Raw genomic sequence first — 21174 nt, forward strand, 5'->3', positions numbered from 1 at the left:
CTGTAACGTTGATCAGTGATAACTGGCAGGTGTTGTGATCACTCCAAGGTGTGCTAATGAGTTACTTTTTTGTTTCCGTACTACAAGCTTTTTTACCCGTGGCGATGTTACTGGGGCTAAGTTGGGCGGTTAGGCCCGCGCCTGCACTAAATCGGGTCGTATGGATAACAATACTCATGGTGGTCTTGGGAATGTGGGCCGGTGCCCATTACCCTAAATCGCAGCAATTGCAGTTAGCTCTGGCAGGGGTTCAACTCCTCGCATTGTTATTATTCTTATTAAGTCAATTTACGCCTCGCAGCTCATTATTCGGCTATTGCTGGCAAGCGTTGCTGGTATTAGGGGCCGCCTTTAATTGGGGGAATAACCCTAATCTGGGGGCCTTTACCAATACTCACGTGATCAATACCGATTTGCTGCTTAATCTGGCCGCCATTGTGGTGGCATTCACTTGGGTAATCTTCTGCGCGGTATTATTGCTGATGATGATTAGGCAGTTACCACGTGGTCGCTGGCCATTGTTAATGTTGTTGACGTTCTTGCTGATTTTGCCACTCAGCGGCGATGCAATCTTGCTGTTGATGAAGTTACAGGTCTTGCCGTTAACCAAATCACTACTCAGTTATGTTGCTTTAGTCACCAATGGACATGCTTGGTTGAGCTACATTTGTGCGCTGTTATTGGCGATAACGACCCTGTGTTATTTAATGCCGTTGCGGAATGCTGGCAACGTTGTGCGTGAAAACTCGGAACCTATTGCTCACCGCAAAGCACTGGCCCGTTATCGTAACCTACGCAGAGTCTTTGTTTTCGCCTTGCTGGCTTGGGTTGTAGTCGCAGGTGCCCAACTTTACTGGGATAAAGTCGCCTCTCAACCCCCTCAATTATCTGAAGCTTTACCCGTCACACTCGCCGCTGATGGTTTAGTGCATATTCCTGTCGAGCAAGTTCGGGATGGTAAATTACACCGCTTTGTCTGGGTTGCTGATGATGGTAAGGCCGTTCGTTTCTTTATTATCAACCGCTATCCAGACCGTTTGCGCCTGAGTGTGGTCTTTGATGCCTGCCTGTTATGCGGTGATCAGGGCTATGTGATGGAGGGTAATCAGGTCATTTGTGTGGCTTGTGCGGTGCATATTTTCATCCCGTCTATTGGCAAAGCGGGAGGATGTAACCCGATCCCACTGGAAGATTGGAATAGTGATGATAAAGAGTTGGTCATACCCAAAGCTTCTCTTGAGGCGGGTGTCAATTATTTCACGACGGTTGTTACCTTAGATGTCATTGATCCGGTGGATAAAACTCACCTGACCAACCAAAAGGCCGAATTCAAATATAGCTATGGGGATAAAACCTACTTTTTCTCATCCGAGGCTAATTACAACCGTTTCCGCGCACATCCGGAGCAATTTGTCACGCCAGTTATCGACGCTGAAGACAATGATTCGCAGGAGAACCCATAATTATGCTGTGGAGAATGCTCAAGCAGTCTTGGTTCAGAAATGTCCGGCGTAAATCACTGGCCGTATTTACGGTGTTTTTAGCCGCTGGGCTTATTTCTTCATTGTTGGCGGTTTCGATAGACATTGGCGATAAAATGTCCCGGGAACTGAAGTCGTATGGTGCGAATATCCTGATAGAACCAGCCGGTCAGGTAGCATTACCCTCACTGTTTGGTGAGAAAAATAACCCACTCACAGGACAGGATTTTCTGGATCAAGCCGAATTACCCAATATTAAAGACATTTTTTGGCGTAATAATATTGTGGGTTTCGCCCCATTACTGAGTGGTGAAACTGACGTCAACGGCCAGGATATTCCGTTATTAGGCACTTATTTTAATCAACCCGTTGATGTGCCTGATGAAGAGGATTATCACACTGGCCAGCAAATTATCAGCCCCTATTGGCAGGTTACTGGCGATTGGCCACAAGAGCCGGTCAAACCTGATGCCAAAGAAGTACAGGCTTTATTGGGTAAGCAACTGGCACAGCAAACGGGTTGGAAAATCGGTGATGAGTTAAATCTTAACGGTGCTTCTGGCCCGCTGAAAGTAAAAATAAGTGGCGTGCTAAGCAGTGGGGGGGAGGAAGAAGGCCGGGTAGTGTTGCCGCTGGCTGCGGTGCAATCGCTGCTTGGATTACCGGGGAAGGTTCAGGCTATCAGGGTTTCGGCCCTGACAGTACCAGAGAATGAATTATCGCGAAAAGCACGCGAAAATCTTGAAGCTCTCAATGCCGAAGAATATGACTTATGGTATTGCACTGCCTATGTTTCTTCCATTGCACACCAATTAGAAGAGGCAATATCTGGCTCGGTGGTTCGGCCTATCTGGCAAGTCGCCGCGTCAGAAGGGTTGGTGATTGAGAAAATACAGCTATTGTTAGCGGTGGTTACATTGGCGGCCCTGATTGCTGCCGCCATGGGGATAGCGTCGCTGATGACCAGCACGATTATGGAACGGGCCAAAGAGATCGGTTTGATGAAAGCCTTGGGCGCTCGGCAGTGGCAAATTTTGATGCTGTTTTATCTTGAAGCGGCAATAAGCGGCTTGATTGGCGGCCTGGCAGGGTGTTTGGCTGGGTGGGGGTTAGCAAAAACCATCGGCCTGATGCTGTTTGGTGCCCCACTGAGTTTTGCCTGGATGGTGGTGCCTTGCGTGCTGGTTATCTCCGTTTTGATCGCAGTGATTGGAACCTGGTTCCCCGCCCGGCGCATTGCTCGTCTTTATCCGGTGGAGGTGCTCTATGGCCGTTAATCATCGGGCCACAAAAGGGCGGGATGGCATGTTCTGGCGCTTAGTGTTACGGGCACTGCGTCTGCGTATGCAGCGGGTCAGTGTAGTCTTCGCTGCATTGACTGTTGGCGCAGCGATTGTCACGGCAATGTCAGCAGTTTATTTCGATATTAATGCCAAAATGAGCCAGGAATTACGCACATTCGGTGCTAATTTCTATATCGGCCCAGGGCACGGTAACGTGCTTCAACAAGATCAGTTTCAGCCCATTATTGATGCTGCGCCGAAAGGGCTTATCAATGCCTCAAGCCCCTATATTTATGGGATGGCACGCACTGAGCTGGAAAAAGTGGTGTTGATGGGGGTGTGGTTTGAATCTTTACAACAGCTAGTTCCTTATTGGCAAGTGACGGGTAACTGGATTGGTGTCAGTTTTGATGACCGTAATGCCATGATTGGCGTCAAACTCGCCGAGCGCTTGCACGTCAAAGTCGGCGATACCCTCACTTTGGTTAATGGGAGTGAGCGCCAGCGTTTACAAATTAAAGGTATTGTGGAAGCGGGTGACGCTACCGATAACATGTTGATTATTAATCTTGAGCTGGCGCAGAAATGGCTGAATCAACCGGGGCGTATCAATAATGCATTACTGAGTGTTAGTAATGATGTGGGGCAGGTCGAAACCTTTGCCAGCCATCTTCGCGAGCAATATCCGAGCCTTGAGATCAGGCCGATTCGTAAGGTTTCCGCCTCTGAAGGGCAGGTCCTCGACAAGATAAAAGGGCTGATGGGGTTGGTCTCTGTGGTTATCCTCATTCTGTCATCGCTGTGCGTCAACACCACGTTAATGGCAATTGTGGGCGAGCGTTCGAAAGAGTTCGCTTTGCAAAAAGCGCTGGGTGCCAGCGGCGGCGATATTATTCGCCAGATGTTGACTGAAACATTGATTATCTCGCTGGCGGCAGCTGTCTGTGGCGCATTGCTAGGTTATGTATTGGCGCAGGTGTTGGGGCAAACAGTCTTCAGCGCGGCTATTGCTTTGCGTGCGCCGGTATTGCCGCTAACGCTAATATTGTCACTGTTAGTGGCCGCAGTGGCGGCAATTGTTCCCACTCGCCGGGCCATTCATATTGAACCCGCTAAAGTCTTGAAAGGAGAGTAGCAAATGACATCGCCACAGACACGGGGGCAGCCTGAGTACGCCACGGATGCGGTTATTGAAACACGGCATTTATACAAACGTTTTGGGCAGGTGACGGCGTTGGAAGACATTAACATCCGCATTAATCGTGGCGAGTTTGTAGCGATTATGGGGGCATCGGGGTCAGGCAAAACTACGTTGATGAATATTCTAACGTGCCTGGATACCGTGAGTGAGGGGCAGGTATTGCTTGATGGCATTGATGCTGCGGGTCTTGATGAAGAAGGCCGCAGGAAATTCCGTGCAGATAAGATTGGGTTGGTTTTCCAGCAATTCCACCTTATTCCTTACCTGACTGCGCTGGAGAATATTATGTTGGCGCAGCATTATCACAGTGTGGTGGATGAAGCCGCCGCTCGACAGGTTTTAGAACAGGTGGGGATGACGCCACGTATGAGCCATTTACCTAGCCAACTTTCTGGCGGTGAACAGCAGCGGGTCTGTATCGCGCGCGCATTGGTCAATCAGCCACCCATTATTTTTGCTGATGAACCTACCGGTAACCTTGATGAGGAGAATGAACAGCGGGTATTAGATTTGCTAAATCATATTCATCAGCAAGGTAGAACCATTGTTATGGTCACCCACAACCCGGATTTAGGGTGTGTTGCTGACCGGATAATCCGGCTCCAACACGGTAAATATCTTAAGGAAGAGAGTCGGCATCATGTGGCGTAATCAAATCAAAACAGTGAGTTTATGCGCTTTACTGTTACTGCTGAGCGCGTGTAAGCAAGAGGAAGTGGCTGTGGGAGCAGCCGCGCCCCCATTGGCAGCTTATGATCTGCAAGGCAAACCTGTTGCACTCGAACAATGGAAAGGCAAACAGATTTACCTCAATTTTTGGTCAGCAAACTGTGGTGGCTGTCTGGCTGAGATGGCCGCTTTGGATAAACTGAGCCAGCAATATCAGCAGGATATCGTGGTGGTGGCGATTAATACTGACTCAGAGCAGGTAGATATTGGTTCAGTATTGGCGCAGCGTAATATCAGTTACCCCGTTATTCGTGATCAGCTGGGTATTACGCAGGAGCGCTATCAGGTCATTGGCACACCAACCTCTTTTATGATTGACCGTAGCGGTAAAGTTACTGAATTACATCAGGGCGCACGTAACGAAAAAGATCTGGTCACATTGTTCCAGCAATGGGCGGCGGGGGCATAATGAAAATCTTACTGCTGGCTGCATGCATAGTGGTGCTGAGTGCCACCGCCCAGGCCGCGACTGACGGTGAACATATCTATAAACAAACGTGTTCAAGTTGTCATGGGCGTTTGGCGGATAGAAAAGGGCTGGATAAAGCGCCGCCATTGATATCGCTGTCCCGTGATGAAATTGTCGATGGCCTAACCGCTCGGCGTGACGGCAAAATTGTCGGTAGGGGCAATAAGGCCAAGGCACATTTGACTGACGATGATATCCAAAAATTAGCAGACCATATCGAGAGTTTAAAAGAGGCTAAGTCCAAAATCCCATAAAGCTATTTTTGAGCTTGATGATAAACCCAGCAGCAAGTCAGGAGTGTGAAAGGGCGATTGTCCCTAGGGGCGCTTCAGTCGCTTACACGACGACGACCCCAACCGAGCCTTTTCCCTTCAATCAACTTTGTCAACAGTCTGTTTTTTCGCCATATTTCCTTGACTTTATGAGCGAGACAGGCTGAAACCTTGCGGTGAACTTGCCTGCATGGAAAACTTCATTTAATCGGTTTTATGCTGTATTATATGTTGCATATAAAATGCATCTTTAAATTATCTGAGGAATAACAGCATGGGAAATACATCAGCCTTGCTTTGCTATAAAAAATTACCGGTATGGGACAATGCTGGCATACCTGCGATGTTTCGTGAAAAGCATAATACTAAAGCCGGGACGTGGGCCAAGCTGACAATTCTGAGTGGAGAGATGGACTTTTTAATCCTTGATGAAGCGGGTAACACACTGGAAAGGCACTCATTTTCTTGTGAGCATCAACCCCCTTTTATTGAGCCACAAGTCTGGCATCGTATTGCCGCCTGTTCAGATGATTTGCAATGCCAACTCAGTTTTTATTGCCCGCCGGAAGATTTTTATCATAAGAAATATAATTTAACCCCGACACATTCTGAAGTGATTGAAGCGATAAAAACGGTCAAACCGGGTAAAGCACTCGATTTAGGCTGTGGTTCCGGACGTAATTCGTTGTATCTGAATTTATTAGGTTTTGATGTGACCGCTGTGGATAAAAATGGTGAAAGTATCAGTCGGTTACAACAAATCATTGAGCAGGAAGAACTGCAAAACATAGCGGCCAGTACTTATAATATCAATGAAACCAGTCTGGATTCTCGCTACGATTTTATTCTCTCGACAGTGGTGTTAATGTTCCTACAGCCAGAGAGAATCCCGCATATTATCAATAATATGCAAGAGTGTACCTTACCCGGTGGCTATAACCTGATTATCTCTGCCATGTCGACTGATGATTTCCCATGTACTGTACCTTTCTCTTTCACCTTAAAATCGGGTGAGTTAAGTCATTACTATAAAGATTGGGACATCATTAAATACAATGAAGATGTTGGGCAGCTACATAAGACTGATGAGCAAGGTAACCGGATAAAACTGCGTTTTGCGACCATGCTGGCGCGAAAAAACTCATTACGCCGCTCGGAATTTATGCAGCACGAAATATTGACTGCCTCGTGATATTTAGCGGGGCGGTAAGTGGGGTTCATCACGTAAACGACCGACGATATAATCAATAAATACGCGAAGTTTGGGCGGTAAATAGCGCGTTGGTGGGTAGAGCAACCATAAGCCGCCGCTGTATGAACTGATAAAACGCCAGTCGGGTAATACTTGCACTACCAGCCCCTGTTGCAAAGCGGTTCTGGCGGTAAAATAGGGTAAACTGCCGATGCCCATATGCTGCAATACTGCATCCAGCCTGACTCCCGTGTGGTTTGCCGCATAGCGGCCTTTGGCTGCGACGGTGACAGTCTTAGTCCCTTGGCGGAATTTCCAACGCGCATCCCCCGGTGTTTCGCCCAGGTAAATACAACTATGTTGTACTAAATCATGGGGATGCAGTGGCACTCCGTGCGCGGCAAGATATTCAGGTGTTGCACACAGTAAATGCTCAATGTTCATTAATTGCCGCCCGATCATTCCTGATGGTGGCTGGTCAGTAATCCGAATCGCCAAATCCACATTATCATCAATCAAATCGACATAGCGGTCGTCTAATCTTAACTCCACATCTATTTTACTGTAGCGGCGTAAAAATTCGAATATATGGGGGTGAATGACAAAACGACCCACTGCTTTTGGCACACTAATGCGGATAAGCCCTTCCGGTTCCTGATTGTATTGACCACTGACCTCCATGACCGAGTTGGCGGCACAGAGCATGGCATTGCAGCGTTTAAAAACCTCCTCGCCACTTTCACTCAAACGCAATTTACGGGTGGTTCGTTGCAATAAACGGGTTGCCAGAGCTTTCTCGAGCCGGCTGACACTGCGGCTAATGGCTGAAGGTGAAACTCCTAATTGGCGGGCGACAGCTGAAAAACTGCCGGTTTCGACCACTTTAACAAAAATAGCCATTTCACTTAGCAATGCCAGCGGAAGATTTGTGCTCACAGCGCAACAGTCCTTTGAGTATGTGACGGATTATCACGCCAGACTGACATCAATATAATCATAATGGAAATGATAAAAGGATAATGATGATGACGACCCGTATATTTTTTGAAAACGATACACTGGCTATGGATGTTGATGTGCTGAGCTGCACACCTGATGGCGAGGAGTTTGCCGTGATATTGCAGGCCACGATTTTCCACCCACAAGGCGGTGGGCAACCTTCAGATACAGGCCATATAGGCGATAATAATGTATTGCGGGTTGTTCTACAGCAGGGGCAATTAATTCATTACATGGCTCGGCCGATTGCTCCGGGAACTTATCGCGCTGCTGTGGACAGTGAACGCCGCCTATTAAATACCCGCCTGCATTCAGCCGGGCATCTGATTGGTAATATTGGTGAAAGTTATGGTTGGCTCCCGGTGAAAGCGCACCACTGGCCGGGGGAGGGTAAAGTGTCATTTAAACGGTCACAAAATCCACAGGTGATTGATATTGAAGCTGTTCAGTCAACCTTGGAACAGCTTATTCAGCAAGATTTACCGCGTCATATTTCTGTTCGGGCTGATTTCCGCGAAGTTGGTTTTGGCGAACTGCCGGCTTACGCTTGTGGCGGTACTCACGTTAGGTCATTGGGCGCGCTGGGTGAGGTCACTGTGCAGTCAATTTCGGAGAAGAAAGGAATTCTGTCGGTGAGTTATCGGGTTGATTAATCACTAACGATGAATGGCAAAACTCATTTCGATTATGACCAGAATTGCGCGGTATTTTAGTATTTAATGCTGTTGAGAATTATTAATTAACTTCATTGATAATCATTATCACTGAATGTAATAATGTCATCCATATGAGCCCCGTGGAGTATGGATTGTGTCGAATACAGCTGAGGTAATTTATCCTTCAACAACGGCGATTTCTGATGAAGTCGCCAGTTTGTTTGCCCGCACTTTCGTGCAATTCTCCGAATTGTTTTATGTCGATGCTATTGAAATACCAGAAGAAAGTTTAGTGTTAGAACAGTGGGCGACAGAAAATAACTTACCCATATTGATGCAACACTATGAGAACCATTACTACGACGGTACCGAGCTTAATCCGCATCATAAAGCGCTGCATTCGTTATGGGGACAATGGTATTTCGGTCTGGTGATCCCGCCGATGATCTTGATGTTGCTGGCATTACCCAGAGTAATAGATACCCGCCCAGAAAACGTTCGCGTAAAATTTCACCCTACAGGACGGCCCGAAATTATCTACTACCAACATAGTTGGTTAGATAGCCATCGTTGGCTAGATAAATCACCGTCCTCTTTACTGGAACGGCTCTATTTATTACTCGATCATCATATTATTCTGGTTATGGCGAGAATAGAGCGCCAGCCAAAAGCTAATATCCGGTTGATATGGAATAATGTGGGTTATTTGATTTTTTGGTATCTACGCGAGTTTGCGAATAAGCTGGGCCCTATTGAGGGCTATGACACTATTATTGAAAATCTTTTTCTCACTTCAAGCTTGCCAGATGGGCGAGATAATCCGCTCTATCGCACTGTTATTCCAAAAAATGGGGGGATGGAGCGCCGCACTTGTTGCCAACGGAATAAACTGCCGGGTGTCGGTAGTTGTCATGATTGCCCGTTAGAATCTCGCTCATAACCGGTATATGATTCAGCTTACAAATAAAGTAAGCCTTGAAGGATATTTCGGTGAATAAAGAAAAAATTGCCCATTTAGATGCGGTCAGTCGTAACGCCCGTGTAGTGATGGAGCGCGAAGGGCTTGACGCTCTGGTGGTCACCGTCTGCGATAATTTCTATTACCTGACTGGCTTCGCCAGTTTCTTTATGTATACCTTCCGGCATACCGGTGCAGCTGTCGCCATTATGTTTCGTGATGAAAGCATTCCATCTTACATCATCATGAATGAGTTTGAAGCCGCTAGCACCCACTTTGATATGCCTAACATGGTGCTGAAAACCTTCCCGGTATGGGTCGATGTTGATGACCCGCGGAACCCACTTAATCATCAGAAAAAGCGCGAACGGCCTATCGGTCCGCCGGTTGAAGCTGTTTTTGGTTTAGTGAAAGACGCTCTTGCGAGTGCGGGTGTGTTAGATAAGACCATTGCAATTGAATTACAGGCTATGTCTAACGGCGGTAAAAATGTGTTAGATAAAGTGGCGCCGGGATTAAAGTGGGTTGATTCAACACCGCTGTTCAATGAAATCCGCATGGTCAAAAGCTCGTGGGAGATTAAACACCTGCGCAAAAGTGCGGAAATTACGGAGTTCGGTATCGCCAGCGCCGCTAAACATATCCGCGAGGGTTGTACTGCAGCAGAATTGACCGCTGCATTTAAAGCCGCGGTCATGACTTTCCCCGAGACCAATTTCTCTCGCTTTAATCTTATTTCTGTCGGCGATAATTTCTCACCTAAAATGTTCGCTGATGAGACCCTGGCAAAGCTCGGGGACTTAATTAAGTTTGATTGCGGGGTAGATGTGGCGGGTTATGGTGCTGATCTTGCCAGAACATTTGTGCTGGGGGAGCCGGATGCGCTTACGCAGCAGATATACAACACCATAAGAACCGGGCATGAGCATATGCTATCAATGGTGGCACCTGGCGTTAAGTTAAAAGATGTATTTGACAGCACCATGGCTGTTATTAAAGCGTCTGGTTTGCCCCATTATAACCGCGGCCACCTTGGTCATGGAGATGGTGTTTTTTTGGGGCTTGAAGAAGCGCCTTTTGTCAGCACATTGGCAACGGAAACATTTCGCCCTGGAATGGTGCTAAGCCTCGAAACACCTTATTACGGCATCGGCATTGGTTCGATTATGCTGGAAGATATGATTCTCATTACCAATAATGGTTTTGAGTTTTTAAGTAAATTGAATCGTGATTTGTGTCGTTATAATTAATTTGTACACAATGTCTCATTTTATCTGAATTAAATTCAGTTCTAAAATAGACCCTTTTATCTTTTTATTGGGTCTATTTCATCACTGATTGCGAGATGATTTAAAATATATAAAACAAGAAAATTCTCATATTAAATATATAGTTAAAGTGAGTTTTTGATTTAATCCTCCTAACGATGAAGTGCTATTAACGCCATTAATAAGTGAAACTATTATTTTTTTTATTATAACATGAGTGATGATTTCCCTCACTTATGACTATTCGAGTTATGTGTTTGAATATATAAAGGATATTTTAGATTGTTAACTTTGAAAACTACAATCCCCTCCCTAAATCACCAGAAAAACACACCTTGTCATCTTTTTTTTTAGAACACTGTGTCGTGGGATTGACTTAGTAAAAATATTTAGTCTTTAAATTTTGCCTTTTTGAAGCATATTTATCTAAGAATAATCTTAAAGCGATCTGAAATAACGTCTATATTCCATTTTCACCTCTATTAATCTCTGGAATAACAATGTTCTGTAATAACTCGGCAATAGTATTTTCTTTCAACTATCCTATGTAACATGCTGTAATACATTCCAAGGGCTTCATTTCATCATGATTCCATAATGAAAAATAGACGTTCGTGAAGTTGCTTTTCTTGAAAATCAAACAAGTTGCTGGCTTAAGGGTTATATAATGTATAACGCATTTACAACACTGCTGCGCCCGTTGCACCGGCACAGAATGACTTTATTAGCGCTATTAATTTCCGGCTTTTCGGTTAATCCCGTTTTGGCAGATACACAGTATGATTCATTAATCATCAAAGCCAGAGCAGGGGATACCGCACCGGTTCTTGATTATTTACAAAAAGAATCTAAAGCAGGGCCACTTAATAGCGGTCAAGTTGATGATTGGCTGCAAATTGCAGGGTGGGCCGGGCGCGATCAGGAAGTTATAGACGTTTATGAAAGATACCATTCTTCAATCAATCTCTCCTCACGTGGCCTGGCTTCTGCGGCCCGTGCTTATCGTAATGAAAAACGTTGGGATCAAGCTCTGGCACTGTGGCAAAGCAGTTTAAAGAAAGACCCCACTAACCCTGATCTTATCACCGGCATGATCATGACACAGGCGGATTCAGGCCGTGGTGGTGCGGCGTTACAACAGGCAACGGAGTTAGCTGACCGCAACCCTTCAGCGCAAAACTATATGACCCTGTCTTATCTGAACCGGGCCACCAATCGTAATTATGATGCATTACAGGCTTCTAGTGAGGCGGTGCGATTAGCGCCTGAATCTGAAGAAGTATTAAAAAATCACCTCGAGATTCTGCAAAGAAATCGTATTGCGGACCCTGCATTACAGCTTGCTAAAGAAAATCCCAAATTAGTCACCGCGGGGCAATATCGGCAACTTGAGAGGGATGCCGCTGCGGAACAGGTTCGCATGGCGGTGTTGCCAACCCGTAGCGAAGCTGAGCGTTTTTATATCGCGGATAAAGCATTGGCGGATTATCAGGATTTATTAGCTCGGTGGAGCAAAGAACCTGAAGCACAGGAAGATTATCAGCGGGCGCGTATTGATAGGCTCGGAGCATTATTAGTTCGCCGCCATACCGAAGAACTGATTAAAGAATATGAAAGCATGGAAGCGGAGGGCTACAAAATGCCTGATTATGCCCGGCGCTGGGCGGCTTCTGCTTATATTGATCGCCGGATGCCGGAAAAAGCCGCCACCATTCTGACCAGCCTGTATTACGCCGACGGCAAAACATTCCGTAATAGTGACGATGTGATTGATGCCGACGATCTCTATTATGCGCTGAATGAAAGTGAGCAGTTGGATAGAGCACATCAGTTTGCTAAAAATTTTAGTGAGCAAACACCTTATCAAATAGGGCTTTACGGCCTGAAAGGTAAAGAACCGAATGTTGATTGGGTTGAAGCACAAACTCTCTATGTCCAATCTTTAGTGGCACTCAATGATTTGCCCGCAGCACAAAAAAAACTGACAGAGTTGTCCAGTACCGCACCGGCGAATCAGGATTTAAGAATTGCCTTGGCCAGTGTGTATCTGGCCCGTGATTGGCCACGTAAAGCAGAACAAGAATTGAAAGCCGTCGAGTCATTAGAACCGCGCAGCCTTATTTTGGAGCGCGCTCAAGCGGAAACAGCGATGGATTTGCAAGAATGGCATCAGATGGAATTGTTAACTGATGATGTGATTGCCCGCTCTCCAGAGGATGTTCCGTCGCAGGAATTAGACCGGCAACGCAAAGTTCATAATATGTATGAACTGCGTGTGAGTGGCAACCGCACCATTTCCTCCAATAGCCCCGTGAGTGGCAATAAAGATTATGGTTTTGAAACGCTGTTGTATAGCCGTCCTATCGCTGAAAACTGGCGCGTTTTTGGCGGGGGGAGCTATAACAATGGACAATTTGAAGAGGGCACTGGGATCAACCGCGTCACCCGCCTCGGGGGGAGTGGACCTCGCGTGATATCTGGGTTGAAGGTGAAGTGAATAATCAAAATTACGGTTTTGGTAATAAGACCGGCGCGCGTTTATCAACTTGGTACGATTTTAATGATCATTGGCGGGTCGGCGGTCAGGTCGAAAGATTGGCCAAGGATACCCCGCTGCGTGCGATGAAAAACAATATCTCGGCCAACAGTGCCTCGGCTTATGTGTTCTGGAAAGCGGATGATCGCCGTGATGCAGAACTAAGCGTGACGCCGTCACGTTTCTCCGATGGGAATAACCGCTGGGAATATGAACTTAATGGCCGTCAGCGCATTTGGACTGGCCCCTATTTGACGGCAGATTTCAATTTAGGATTGGCGGCAAGCACTAACACCAAAGAAGATGTGATTTATTACAACCCGAAACGGGATTTCACTTATCTCCCTGCGGTGACCCTGAATCATATTATGTATCGCCATTATAAAACTATCTGGAGCCAGCAAGTGCAGATGGGTGTAGGGGGCTACTGGGAGAAAAATTACGGTAATGGTTTAGTTACCACGGCAAGTTATGGGCAGCGAGTTCAATGGAATGATGTGGTTGATACCGGCGTAGCCGTGACCTATGACAAGCGGCCCTATGATGGTGCCCGCGAGCATGACCTCTCACTTGCTTTCGATTTGAATTACCGTTTCTAAGGGAAAGTCGCTATGGCGAAGATACTATTTTTTATTCGAATATTGATAGTAGGAATGATAACGCTGGCCTCGGTCTGTTATGCACAGAAGCCGGTTTTTGTTCCTCCGGCTCAACGTGCCTTACCGCAAAGCGAAAGGCCGTGGCAAAAAAATACCTTTGTGGTGGTGGCTTATCATGACATTGAAGATGATGAAGCTGACCAACGCTATTTAGCCGCTCGTACCAGCGCATTGAACGAGCAATTTGCCTGGCTACGTGATAACCGTTACAACGTCGTTTCTGTTGATCAGATCCTGGCGGCGCGTAATGGCGGCCCCGCGTTACCGAATAAAGCGGTTCTCCTCACTTTCGATGATGGCTATAGCAGTTTTTATCGCCGTGTTTACCCCTTATTAAAAGCCTATAACTGGCATGGCGTGCTCGCGCCAGTAGGGATCTGGCTGGATACACCGGCCAATAAAAATGTCGATTTTGGGGGATTAAGCACGCCGCGTGATCGTTTCGCCACCTGGAAACAGATAACTGAAATGTCTCAATCAGGGCTGGTGGAAATTGGCGCACATACTTATGCATCCCACTATGGGGCGCTGGCTAACCCGCAAGGTAATACTGAGCCAGCCGCCGCCAACCTGATTTATGATGCAAAAACAAAAACCTATGAAACAGAAGCCGCTTTTAAGCAGCGGATGGAAAAAGATGTTGCTTTGATAACCGAGCGCATTATAAAAGCGACCGGCAAACAACCGCGTGTATGGGTTTGGCCCTATGGCGCGGCGAATGGCACAGTATTAAATATTCTGCGTCAGCAGGGTTATCAATTGGCGATGACGTTAGAGCCGGGCATTGGCAACGTCAATGACCTGATGAATATCCCGCGTATTTTGATCAGTAATAACCCGTCATTAAAAGATTTTGCCCTGACCATCACCTCGGTGCAGGAAAAAGACATCATGCGGGTGGCGCATGTTGATTTGGATTATCTCTATGATCCCGACCCAGAGCAGGAGCGGCAGAACCTCGACAAATTGGTGCAACGCATTGCTGACTTGCGTGTTACCACGGTGTTTTTACAAGCTTTTTCTGATCCCAAAGGGGATGGCAATATTCGGCAGGTTTATTTCCCTAACCGTTGGATACCGATGCGCCAAGACCTATTTAACCGGGTTGCATGGCAATTGGCTTCACGGCCAGATGTCAAAGTCTATGCCTGGATGCCGGTGTTGGCGTTCGAGATGGATTCATCATTGCCCCGAGTGACGCGAATTGATCCGAAAACCGGTAAAACCAGTATCGATCCAGACCAATATCGCCGCTTATCGCCGTTCAACCCAGAAGTCCGGCAGCGCATTATAGATATTTATCGTGATATGGCTTATAGCGCCCCGATTGACGGCGTGCTCTATCACGATGATGCCGTGATGTCTGATTTTGAAGATGCTTCACCGGACGCCATTCGGGCTTATGAAAAAGCCGGCTTCCCAGGATCTATTGCCACTATCCGCCAAGATCCTGAGACGATGCAGCGCTGGACGCGTTATAAGAGTCAATATCTGATTGATTTCACCAATGAGCTAACGCGGCAGGTACGTGATGTCCGTGGCCCGCAAGTCAAATCAGCCCGTAATATGTTCGCGATGCCGATTTTAGAACCGGAAAGCGAAGCATGGTTTGCGCAGAATCTTGATGATTTTCTGGCGAACTATGATTGGGTTGCCCCGATGGCAATGCCGTTAATGGAGAAGGTGCCCTTAGCCCAGTCTAATGAGTGGCTCGCGCAATTGGTCAATAAAGTTGCGCAGCGCCCCGGTGCCCTGGATAAAACTGTATTTGAACTGCAATCAAAGGACTGGACCAAACCTGAGGGCAACAATGCCATCAGCGGCCCAATACTGGCGGGATGGATGCGCCAGTTGCAGTTAAATGGCGCGCAAAATTTTGGTTACTATCCGGATAACTTTATCACTGGCGAACCACCGCTAAAAGATGTCCGCCCTGTGCTATCTTCTGCCTGGTACCCTTTATATGATCGATAGAATTATTGCATTACTCATCTTATGCCTGGTGCTGAGTATCCCTGCGGGCATGATCTTGCTCTTTACCGGCGACGTGTTGCTGAATTTTGTCTTCTTCTATCCGCTCTTTATGTCCGGTATCTGGATAACGGGCGGGGTCTATTTCTGGTTTCGTCGAGAAAGACATTGGGCGTGGGGCGATGATGTTCCCCCCCCGGAGCTGAAAGGCAATCCGTTGGTCTCCATTCTCATTCCTTGCTTTAACGAAGGGGAGAATGCACGGGAAACTATCCACGCGGCATTGGCACAGAGTTATACCAATATTGAAGTCATTGCTATCAATGATGGTTCCAGCGATAACACGGCACAAGTGCTGGATGCCATGTTGGTCGAAGACCCTCGTCTGCGTGTTATTCACTTGGCCCATAATCAAGGCAAAGCCATTGCCTTACGGATGGGAACCGCTGCCGCGCGCAGTGAGTATCTGGTGTGTATTGATGGTGACGCCTTGCTAGACAAGCATGCCGTGCCTTATCTGGTTGCGCCGATGATTGCCAATCCACGGACGGGTGCCGTGACGGGGAACCCGCGTATCCGCACGCGCTCCACCTTGATTGGCCGAGTTCAGGTGGGGGAATTTTCTTCTATCATTGGGTTGATTAAACGAACTCAACGCGTTTATGGGCAAGTTTTCACGGTTTCCGGTGTGGTAGCGGCTTTTCGTCGCAGAGCATTGGCAGATGTGGGCTACTGGAGCCCAGACATGATCACTGAAGACATTGATATCAGTTGGAAACTTCAGATAAGGCATTGGTCCGTGTTCTTTGAACCCCGGGGCTTGTGCTGGATTTTAATGCCAGAAACTTTACGTGGTTTGTGGAAACAACGCCTGCGTTGGGCACAGGGTGGGGCGGAAGTTTTCCTGAAGAATATGTTCAAGTTATGGCGCTGGCGTAATCGCCGGATGTGGCTATTGTTCCTGGAATATTCACTGTCAATCACTTGGGCCTTTACTTATCTGTTCAGCATCATCCTGTTCCTGCTGGGGACGGTGATAACATTGCCGCCGGGAATTCATGTGCAAACGATCTTCCCGCCTGCATTTACCGGGATGGTATTGGCGCTAACTTGTCTGTTGCAGTTTGCTATCAGTTTGGTGATTGAACGGCGCTATGAACCTAAATTGGGCAGTTCACTGTTTTGGATCATCTGGTATCCGATGGTGTACTGGATGCTGAGCTTGTTCACCACCGTGGTCTCGTTCCCAAAAGTCATGCTGAATACCAAACGTAAACGTGCGCGCTGGATAAGCCCAGACCGCGGCATCGGGAGGGTTAAACCATGAGTACACTTCTGATTCATACCGAGCAACGGCTTATCCCGCGCTTGATTGACATTATTATTACGGCTTTAGCTTGGTTTGGTTTTATCTTCCTGTTTGTAAAGGGTTTTCTGGATATGATCCATCGAGCCCCGAATATGGGGCCGGCTCCATTCAGAATGTATATTCTGGCCGGCCTGACGACATTAGTCTTGTATGCAGCCATTGCCGCATTTAATGCCATCGTGCTAATTGTCTGGGCCAAATATAACCAAGTGCGTTTTCAAGTTGAGCGCCGTGGGCATCGGCCTCATTTGGATGATGAAGAACTGGCGAATAGCATGGAAATGTCGAGTGAGATTATTGCGCAATTAAAAGCGGGCTCTTGTCTCACATTGTATAACGATGAACACGGGCAACTGTTGGAAGTCAAAGAAGGGCTACAACTGCCCACCGTTGCGCCGGTGGTTAATTTACGCCGAGGCTAAGAGTTATTTTTCTCTGAATACCTGATTGCTAAATTATATCGGGTATTCAGAACTTATTTTATGTTACTCCCCTTGGTTGACTCTATAAAACTCCGCTTTCATTTACCCCTTTGGCTCATATATTGCTATGATTTCTTAGACATTATGGCAGTGATAACCTTTTGATATTCTTCTGACAGTGACGTGACAACCGGAGCATACAGTGAATCAAAATCATTTCGGACAAATTATTGGGGCAGAGTTGCCGCATTGGCAATCTGCACTGCGACCTCAATCAGACGATTTACCGGGGAATTTTTGCCACTTGGTTCCCGTGGATTCAGATAAACATGAAATATCTTTGTATCAGGCCTACCACATGGCCGCCGATACGAGTGATTGGACCTATTTTTATTGTGAGCGGCCAGAAAGTGAAGCGGATTTTCAGCAATATCTGCAAACATTAATTAATGCTCAAGATGCTTTCCACTATACAGTCGTAGAGGCGCAATCTGGTGCAGCTTTGGGGACGGTTGGCCTACAGCGAATTGATGAAAAAAATGGTGTGATTGAGATTGGTTCAGTGAATTGGTCACCGCGTTTAAAACGTCATTCAGCCGGCACTGAAGCTATCTATTTGCTATTACATTATGTCTTCGACAAATTAGGTTATCGCCGCTGTGAGTGGAAATGTGATTCATTGAATGGGCCTTCAAATGCCGCGGCAATACGATTTGGTTTTCAGTATGAAGGGCAATTTCGGCAGGCAATTGTGACCAAAGGGCGTAATAGAGATACTAATTGGTACTCGATCACTGACCGTGAATGGCCGCTCATTAAGCAGGCATTTAATGATTGGTTGGCGAAAGATAACTTTGATAATGAAGGCAAGCAAAAGACACGTTTGCAGGATTTACGAATCAGCCGCTAGTGGTTACCAAACTAATTAAGATTAACGCTATCTTATTGTCTATTTGGGTTATTTTTAATTATCGTCCTTGCTTAAAAAATAAACAAAAAAAGTAAGGGCGAAATAACAAAGCCGGTTTAATGCTGGCAACTAAGGGAGAGTTAATAGTATCGCGTGATATAAAAAGTAATGAGAGTAAAAAATGAGCAAATGAAAGTGTTATATTTTTTTACATTTTGATATCGCGAATTTTACGAGTGTCATTATACTGTAATCATCTGGCGGTATTTTTCACACGGTGCACTGTTTAAGCTGATTATAGTTTAGGCTGTTGTTTATCACTGCGGGGATCGCTAATGGTAGAGTCCATGATTGGGCTGTTAAGACAAAACCAAAGTTTCAATCAAGCAACTCGTTGTTACGAGGGCTTTCCCTCCGACTCTAAAATTCTCGCATTTTCGTCATCCTTGTTTTCAGTATCAATATCACGTCATCACTCCCTTGCGATTTTGTTTTCATCCGGCTATTGGGCTGGGGTGCTAACTTTATTCGCATTTTCATTGGCTATTATTGGCTGCAAAGGAAGCCAAAACCTGATCTGAATGTGAAACATCATCGCGCGGGTAATTTTTGCTCGGCGGTAGTTGAATCAAACTGAAAGGTGCCACTATGGGAAGACAGAAAGCAGTGATCAAAGCTCGTCGTGAAGCTAAACGCGTCATTAGACGTGATTCACGTAGCCATCGCCAGCGTGAGGAAGAAAACGTGACATCGTTAGTGCAAATGGGCGGTGTTGAATCAATAGGTATGGCGCGGGACAGCCGTGATACCTCCGTTATTCAGGCGCGTACAGAAGCTCAAGGTCATTACTTATCAGCCATAGAAAGTAAACTACTCATCTTCGCCACCGGTGAAGCGGGGTGTGGTAAAACCTTTATCAGCGCGGCCAAGGCCGCTGAAGCATTAATTCATAAAGAAGTTGATCGGATAATAGTGACGCGGCCAGTGTTACAGGCAGATGAGGATTTGGGCTTTCTGCCTGGTGATATTTCTGAAAAATTCGCGCCTTACTTCCGCCCGGTGTATGACATTCTGCTGCGCCGACTCGGATCTTCTTTCATGCAATATTGTTTACGGCCGGAAATCGGTAAAGTTGAAATTGCGCCTTTCGCCTATATGCGCGGGCGTACCTTTGAGAATGCGGTGGTGATCCTCGATGAGGCACAAAATGTGACCGCCAGCCAAATGAAGATGTTTCTGACCCGTCTCGGTGAAAATGTCACGGTCATCGTTAATGGTGATATCACCCAATGTGACCTGCCGCGTGGCGTGAAATCAGGTCTCAGCGACGCACTGGAGCGCTTTGCTGAGGATGAAATGATTGGCATCATCCGCTTTGATAAGCAGGATTGTGTCCGCTCTGCGCTCTGCCAGCACACTTTGAATGCCTATTCATAACTCAAGATTATGAATAGATGACCCGATAAAAAAGGGCAGGTGCGATAAGCACTTGCCCTTTGCTTATCCCCTTTCGGAGATATATCTACCAACAATGGCTGCTACAGCATGATAGTCATCATATAAGCGGCAAACAGCGCCAAATGCGCGGTGCCGTTAAGTACGTTGGTTCTACCGGTAGAAAATGAGATTTGCGACAGAATCAAGACACTGACCATCACCACGATATGCGGTGCTTCCAGACCAAAGTTCAGCTCTTGCCCGGTCAGTACCGCAATTAAGGTTACCGCCGGCACGGTCAGTGAAATGGTGGCCAGCACCGAACCGAAGAACAGGTTCATCGCCCGCTGTACCTGATTCGCCAGTACCGCTTTTAATGCTCCCAACCCTTCTGGTGACAGGATAAGCAAGGCAATCAGGAAGCCGGTAAATTTAGCCGGTGCATTTAACTCGGTCAGCAGTGCTTCCAATGGGTTAGCATCAAATTTGGTCACCGCGATGACCGCCACCAAATGAACTAACAACCACAATGTGTGCCACAGGCTACTGTGAGATGAAGGTTTACCATGGTGAGGGTCACTCGGGTCATCACCTTCGTCTTCATGCTCGTAGACAAACAAACTTTGGTGAGTTTTGGTTTGAATCAGCAGGAAAACGCCGTACATCGCGGCTGAAATTGCCGCGACAACCAGTGATTGTGCCACACTAAAACTGCCGTCTGGCAGAGTGCTGGGCAATACCAACACAATGATAGCTAATGGGAATATAGCCATCAGATACTGTTTAATACCGACCAAATTGACATGTTGGGTAGCAAATTTACGCCCACCGAGCAGCAAGGACACCCCGACCAATCCCCCGATAACAATCATGATAATGGAATAGAGTGTATCGCGCATCAATGCGGGGGCAGCGTCGCCTGTTGCCATCATCGCCGAGATCAAACTGACCTCCAGCACCACTACGGATAGGCTGAGGATTAATGAGCCATAAGGTTCGCCCAAACGGTGTGCCAGAACGTCAGCATGACGAACGACACTGAAAGCACTGCTCAGAATACCGACCAGTGCAATCAGGTTGATAACGATAATGGCCGCAAAATTGCTGGTATCTCCCCAAATATTAAGGATAACCAGCGCAAAAATAGGCAGAAGAAGAGAATATTCGTGATGGCGAGATTTAGATCGGCCAGGATCATTTTGCGACTTCATTTCGAGCACGCTCCTAATAACTTTACTGCGCTAAATGGGCATTAGAGCCATTTAACGATAATTAAGTGCCGTATTGCAGGCTAAGTAGCTTTAAGACTAACAAATAACAGGGAATTGTCGCAGGAAATTTACAAGGTTTTAACGGGGAAAG

General features: G+C 46.7%; 18 protein-coding genes and 1 pseudogene. 17 read left to right on the forward strand and 2 right to left on the reverse strand.

What is annotated here, in order from left to right:
* Window positions 1-56 precede the first annotated feature (56 nt).
* The 7 genes from DX162_RS15040 (at window position 57) to tehB (ending at window position 6627) form a co-directional block, all read left to right on the forward strand.
* Window positions 57-1463: a Fe-S-containing protein gene (locus DX162_RS15040; RefSeq protein ID WP_032819914.1), complete on the forward strand. Its 1407-nt coding sequence runs from the start codon at window positions 57-59 to the stop codon at window positions 1461-1463.
* Between the two features lie 2 nt (window positions 1464-1465).
* The gene (locus DX162_RS15045; protein WP_032819913.1) at window positions 1466-2758 is read left to right on the forward strand and encodes an ABC transporter permease; all 1293 of its coding nucleotides are present in this window, start codon (window positions 1466-1468) and stop codon (window positions 2756-2758) included.
* 28 nt (window positions 2759-2786) lie between these two features.
* A complete protein-coding gene (locus tag DX162_RS15050; protein ID WP_004390791.1) occupies window positions 2787-3899 on the forward strand; it encodes an ABC transporter permease in 1113 nt (370 codons plus the stop codon).
* A 3-nt stretch (window positions 3900-3902) separates the two neighbouring features.
* Window positions 3903-4616: an ABC transporter ATP-binding protein gene (locus tag DX162_RS15055; protein ID WP_004390790.1), complete on the forward strand. Its 714-nt coding sequence runs from the start codon at window positions 3903-3905 to the stop codon at window positions 4614-4616.
* Window positions 4606-5103, forward strand: coding sequence for a TlpA family protein disulfide reductase (locus DX162_RS15060; protein WP_032819911.1), 498 nt, complete (start codon window positions 4606-4608; stop codon window positions 5101-5103). The genes DX162_RS15055 and DX162_RS15060 overlap by 11 nt, the downstream gene beginning before the upstream one ends.
* Window positions 5103-5417, forward strand: a complete 315-nt coding sequence (locus DX162_RS15065; protein ID WP_032819910.1) for a c-type cytochrome — start codon at window positions 5103-5105, stop codon at window positions 5415-5417. Before DX162_RS15060 ends, DX162_RS15065 begins: the two co-directional genes overlap by 1 nt.
* 292 nt (window positions 5418-5709) lie before the next feature.
* The gene (gene tehB / locus DX162_RS15070) at window positions 5710-6627 is read left to right on the forward strand and encodes an SAM-dependent methyltransferase TehB (RefSeq protein WP_004390788.1); all 918 of its coding nucleotides are present in this window, start codon (window positions 5710-5712) and stop codon (window positions 6625-6627) included.
* A 3-nt stretch (window positions 6628-6630) separates the two neighbouring features.
* Here the strand turns inward: tehB and DX162_RS15075 are convergent, their stop codons facing one another.
* A complete protein-coding gene (locus DX162_RS15075) occupies window positions 6631-7563 on the reverse strand; it encodes a LysR family transcriptional regulator (protein WP_004390787.1) in 933 nt (310 codons plus the stop codon).
* Between the two features lie 89 nt (window positions 7564-7652).
* Here DX162_RS15075 and DX162_RS15080 point away from each other — a divergent pair, with 89 nt between their 5' ends.
* From DX162_RS15080 to phoH, 10 genes and pseudogenes are all read left to right on the forward strand, one after another.
* The gene (locus tag DX162_RS15080; RefSeq protein ID WP_115155869.1) at window positions 7653-8279 is read left to right on the forward strand and encodes an alanyl-tRNA editing protein; all 627 of its coding nucleotides are present in this window, start codon (window positions 7653-7655) and stop codon (window positions 8277-8279) included.
* Window positions 8280-8436: 157 nt separating this feature from the next.
* Window positions 8437-9222 carry a siderophore-iron reductase FhuF gene (gene fhuF, locus DX162_RS15085; protein ID WP_004390785.1) on the forward strand — a complete coding sequence of 262 codons (786 nt, stop codon included), beginning with the start codon at window positions 8437-8439 and terminating at the stop codon, window positions 9220-9222.
* A 50-nt stretch (window positions 9223-9272) separates the two neighbouring features.
* Complete coding sequence (locus DX162_RS15090) at window positions 9273-10490, forward strand: M24 family metallopeptidase (RefSeq protein ID WP_098080823.1); 1218 nt, start codon at window positions 9273-9275, stop codon at window positions 10488-10490.
* Between the two features lie 685 nt (window positions 10491-11175).
* Window positions 11176-13643: pseudogene (gene pgaA / locus DX162_RS15095) on the forward strand (poly-beta-1,6 N-acetyl-D-glucosamine export porin PgaA).
* 12 nt (window positions 13644-13655) lie between these two features.
* On the forward strand, window positions 13656-15677 hold the full coding sequence (gene pgaB / locus DX162_RS15100) for a poly-beta-1,6-N-acetyl-D-glucosamine N-deacetylase PgaB (RefSeq protein ID WP_098080824.1): 2022 nt from the start codon (window positions 13656-13658) through the stop codon (window positions 15675-15677).
* Window positions 15667-17001, forward strand: coding sequence for a poly-beta-1,6-N-acetyl-D-glucosamine synthase (gene pgaC / locus DX162_RS15105; RefSeq protein ID WP_115155870.1), 1335 nt, complete (start codon window positions 15667-15669; stop codon window positions 16999-17001). The genes pgaB and pgaC overlap by 11 nt, the downstream gene beginning before the upstream one ends.
* Entirely contained in the window at window positions 16998-17465 is a 468-nt protein-coding gene (pgaD, locus tag DX162_RS15110) for a poly-beta-1,6-N-acetyl-D-glucosamine biosynthesis protein PgaD (RefSeq protein ID WP_032819908.1), read from the forward strand. The genes pgaC and pgaD overlap by 4 nt, the downstream gene beginning before the upstream one ends.
* 202 nt (window positions 17466-17667) lie before the next feature.
* The gene (locus DX162_RS15115; RefSeq protein WP_032819907.1) at window positions 17668-18375 is read left to right on the forward strand and encodes a GNAT family N-acetyltransferase; all 708 of its coding nucleotides are present in this window, start codon (window positions 17668-17670) and stop codon (window positions 18373-18375) included.
* 335 nt (window positions 18376-18710) lie between these two features.
* Window positions 18711-18956 (forward strand): hypothetical protein, encoded by a 246-nt coding sequence (locus DX162_RS22855; protein WP_032819906.1) that lies wholly within the window; start codon window positions 18711-18713, stop codon window positions 18954-18956.
* A gap of 67 nt (window positions 18957-19023) precedes the next feature.
* Window positions 19024-19812, forward strand: coding sequence for a phosphate starvation-inducible protein PhoH (phoH, locus tag DX162_RS15120; RefSeq protein ID WP_005169005.1), 789 nt, complete (start codon window positions 19024-19026; stop codon window positions 19810-19812).
* Window positions 19813-19913: 101 nt separating this feature from the next.
* Here the strand turns inward: phoH and chaA are convergent, their stop codons facing one another.
* Complete coding sequence (gene chaA, locus DX162_RS15125) at window positions 19914-21023, reverse strand: sodium-potassium/proton antiporter ChaA (protein WP_004390774.1); 1110 nt, start codon at window positions 21021-21023, stop codon at window positions 19914-19916.
* Between the last annotated feature and the right edge of the window lie 151 nt (window positions 21024-21174).

Source organism: Yersinia kristensenii (assembly GCF_900460525.1).
Taxonomy (GTDB): domain Bacteria; phylum Pseudomonadota; class Gammaproteobacteria; order Enterobacterales; family Enterobacteriaceae; genus Yersinia; species Yersinia kristensenii.

Excerpts from the sequence above, each read along its gene's own strand:
- DX162_RS15040 (WP_032819914.1), top strand. The coding sequence starts at position 57 with ATGAGTTACTTTTTTGTTTCCGTACTACAAGCTTTTTTACCCGTGGCG.
- DX162_RS15045 (WP_032819913.1), top strand. The coding sequence starts at position 1,466 with ATGCTGTGGAGAATGCTCAAGCAGTCTTGGTTCAGAAATGTCCGGCGT.
- DX162_RS15050 (WP_004390791.1), top strand. The coding sequence starts at position 2,787 with ATGTTCTGGCGCTTAGTGTTACGGGCACTGCGTCTGCGTATGCAGCGG.
- DX162_RS15055 (WP_004390790.1), top strand. The coding sequence starts at position 3,903 with ATGACATCGCCACAGACACGGGGGCAGCCTGAGTACGCCACGGATGCG.
- DX162_RS15060 (WP_032819911.1), top strand. The coding sequence starts at position 4,606 with ATGTGGCGTAATCAAATCAAAACAGTGAGTTTATGCGCTTTACTGTTA.
- DX162_RS15065 (WP_032819910.1), top strand. The coding sequence starts at position 5,103 with ATGAAAATCTTACTGCTGGCTGCATGCATAGTGGTGCTGAGTGCCACC.
- tehB (WP_004390788.1), top strand. The coding sequence starts at position 5,710 with ATGGGAAATACATCAGCCTTGCTTTGCTATAAAAAATTACCGGTATGG.
- DX162_RS15080 (WP_115155869.1), top strand. The coding sequence starts at position 7,653 with ATGACGACCCGTATATTTTTTGAAAACGATACACTGGCTATGGATGTT.
- pgaB (WP_098080824.1), top strand. The coding sequence starts at position 13,656 with ATGGCGAAGATACTATTTTTTATTCGAATATTGATAGTAGGAATGATA.
- pgaC (WP_115155870.1), top strand. The coding sequence starts at position 15,667 with ATGATCGATAGAATTATTGCATTACTCATCTTATGCCTGGTGCTGAGT.
- pgaD (WP_032819908.1), top strand. The coding sequence starts at position 16,998 with ATGAGTACACTTCTGATTCATACCGAGCAACGGCTTATCCCGCGCTTG.
- DX162_RS22855 (WP_032819906.1), top strand. The coding sequence starts at position 18,711 with ATGGTAGAGTCCATGATTGGGCTGTTAAGACAAAACCAAAGTTTCAAT.
- phoH (WP_005169005.1), top strand. The coding sequence starts at position 19,024 with ATGGGAAGACAGAAAGCAGTGATCAAAGCTCGTCGTGAAGCTAAACGC.
- chaA (WP_004390774.1), bottom strand. The coding sequence starts at position 21,023 with ATGAAGTCGCAAAATGATCCTGGCCGATCTAAATCTCGCCATCACGAA.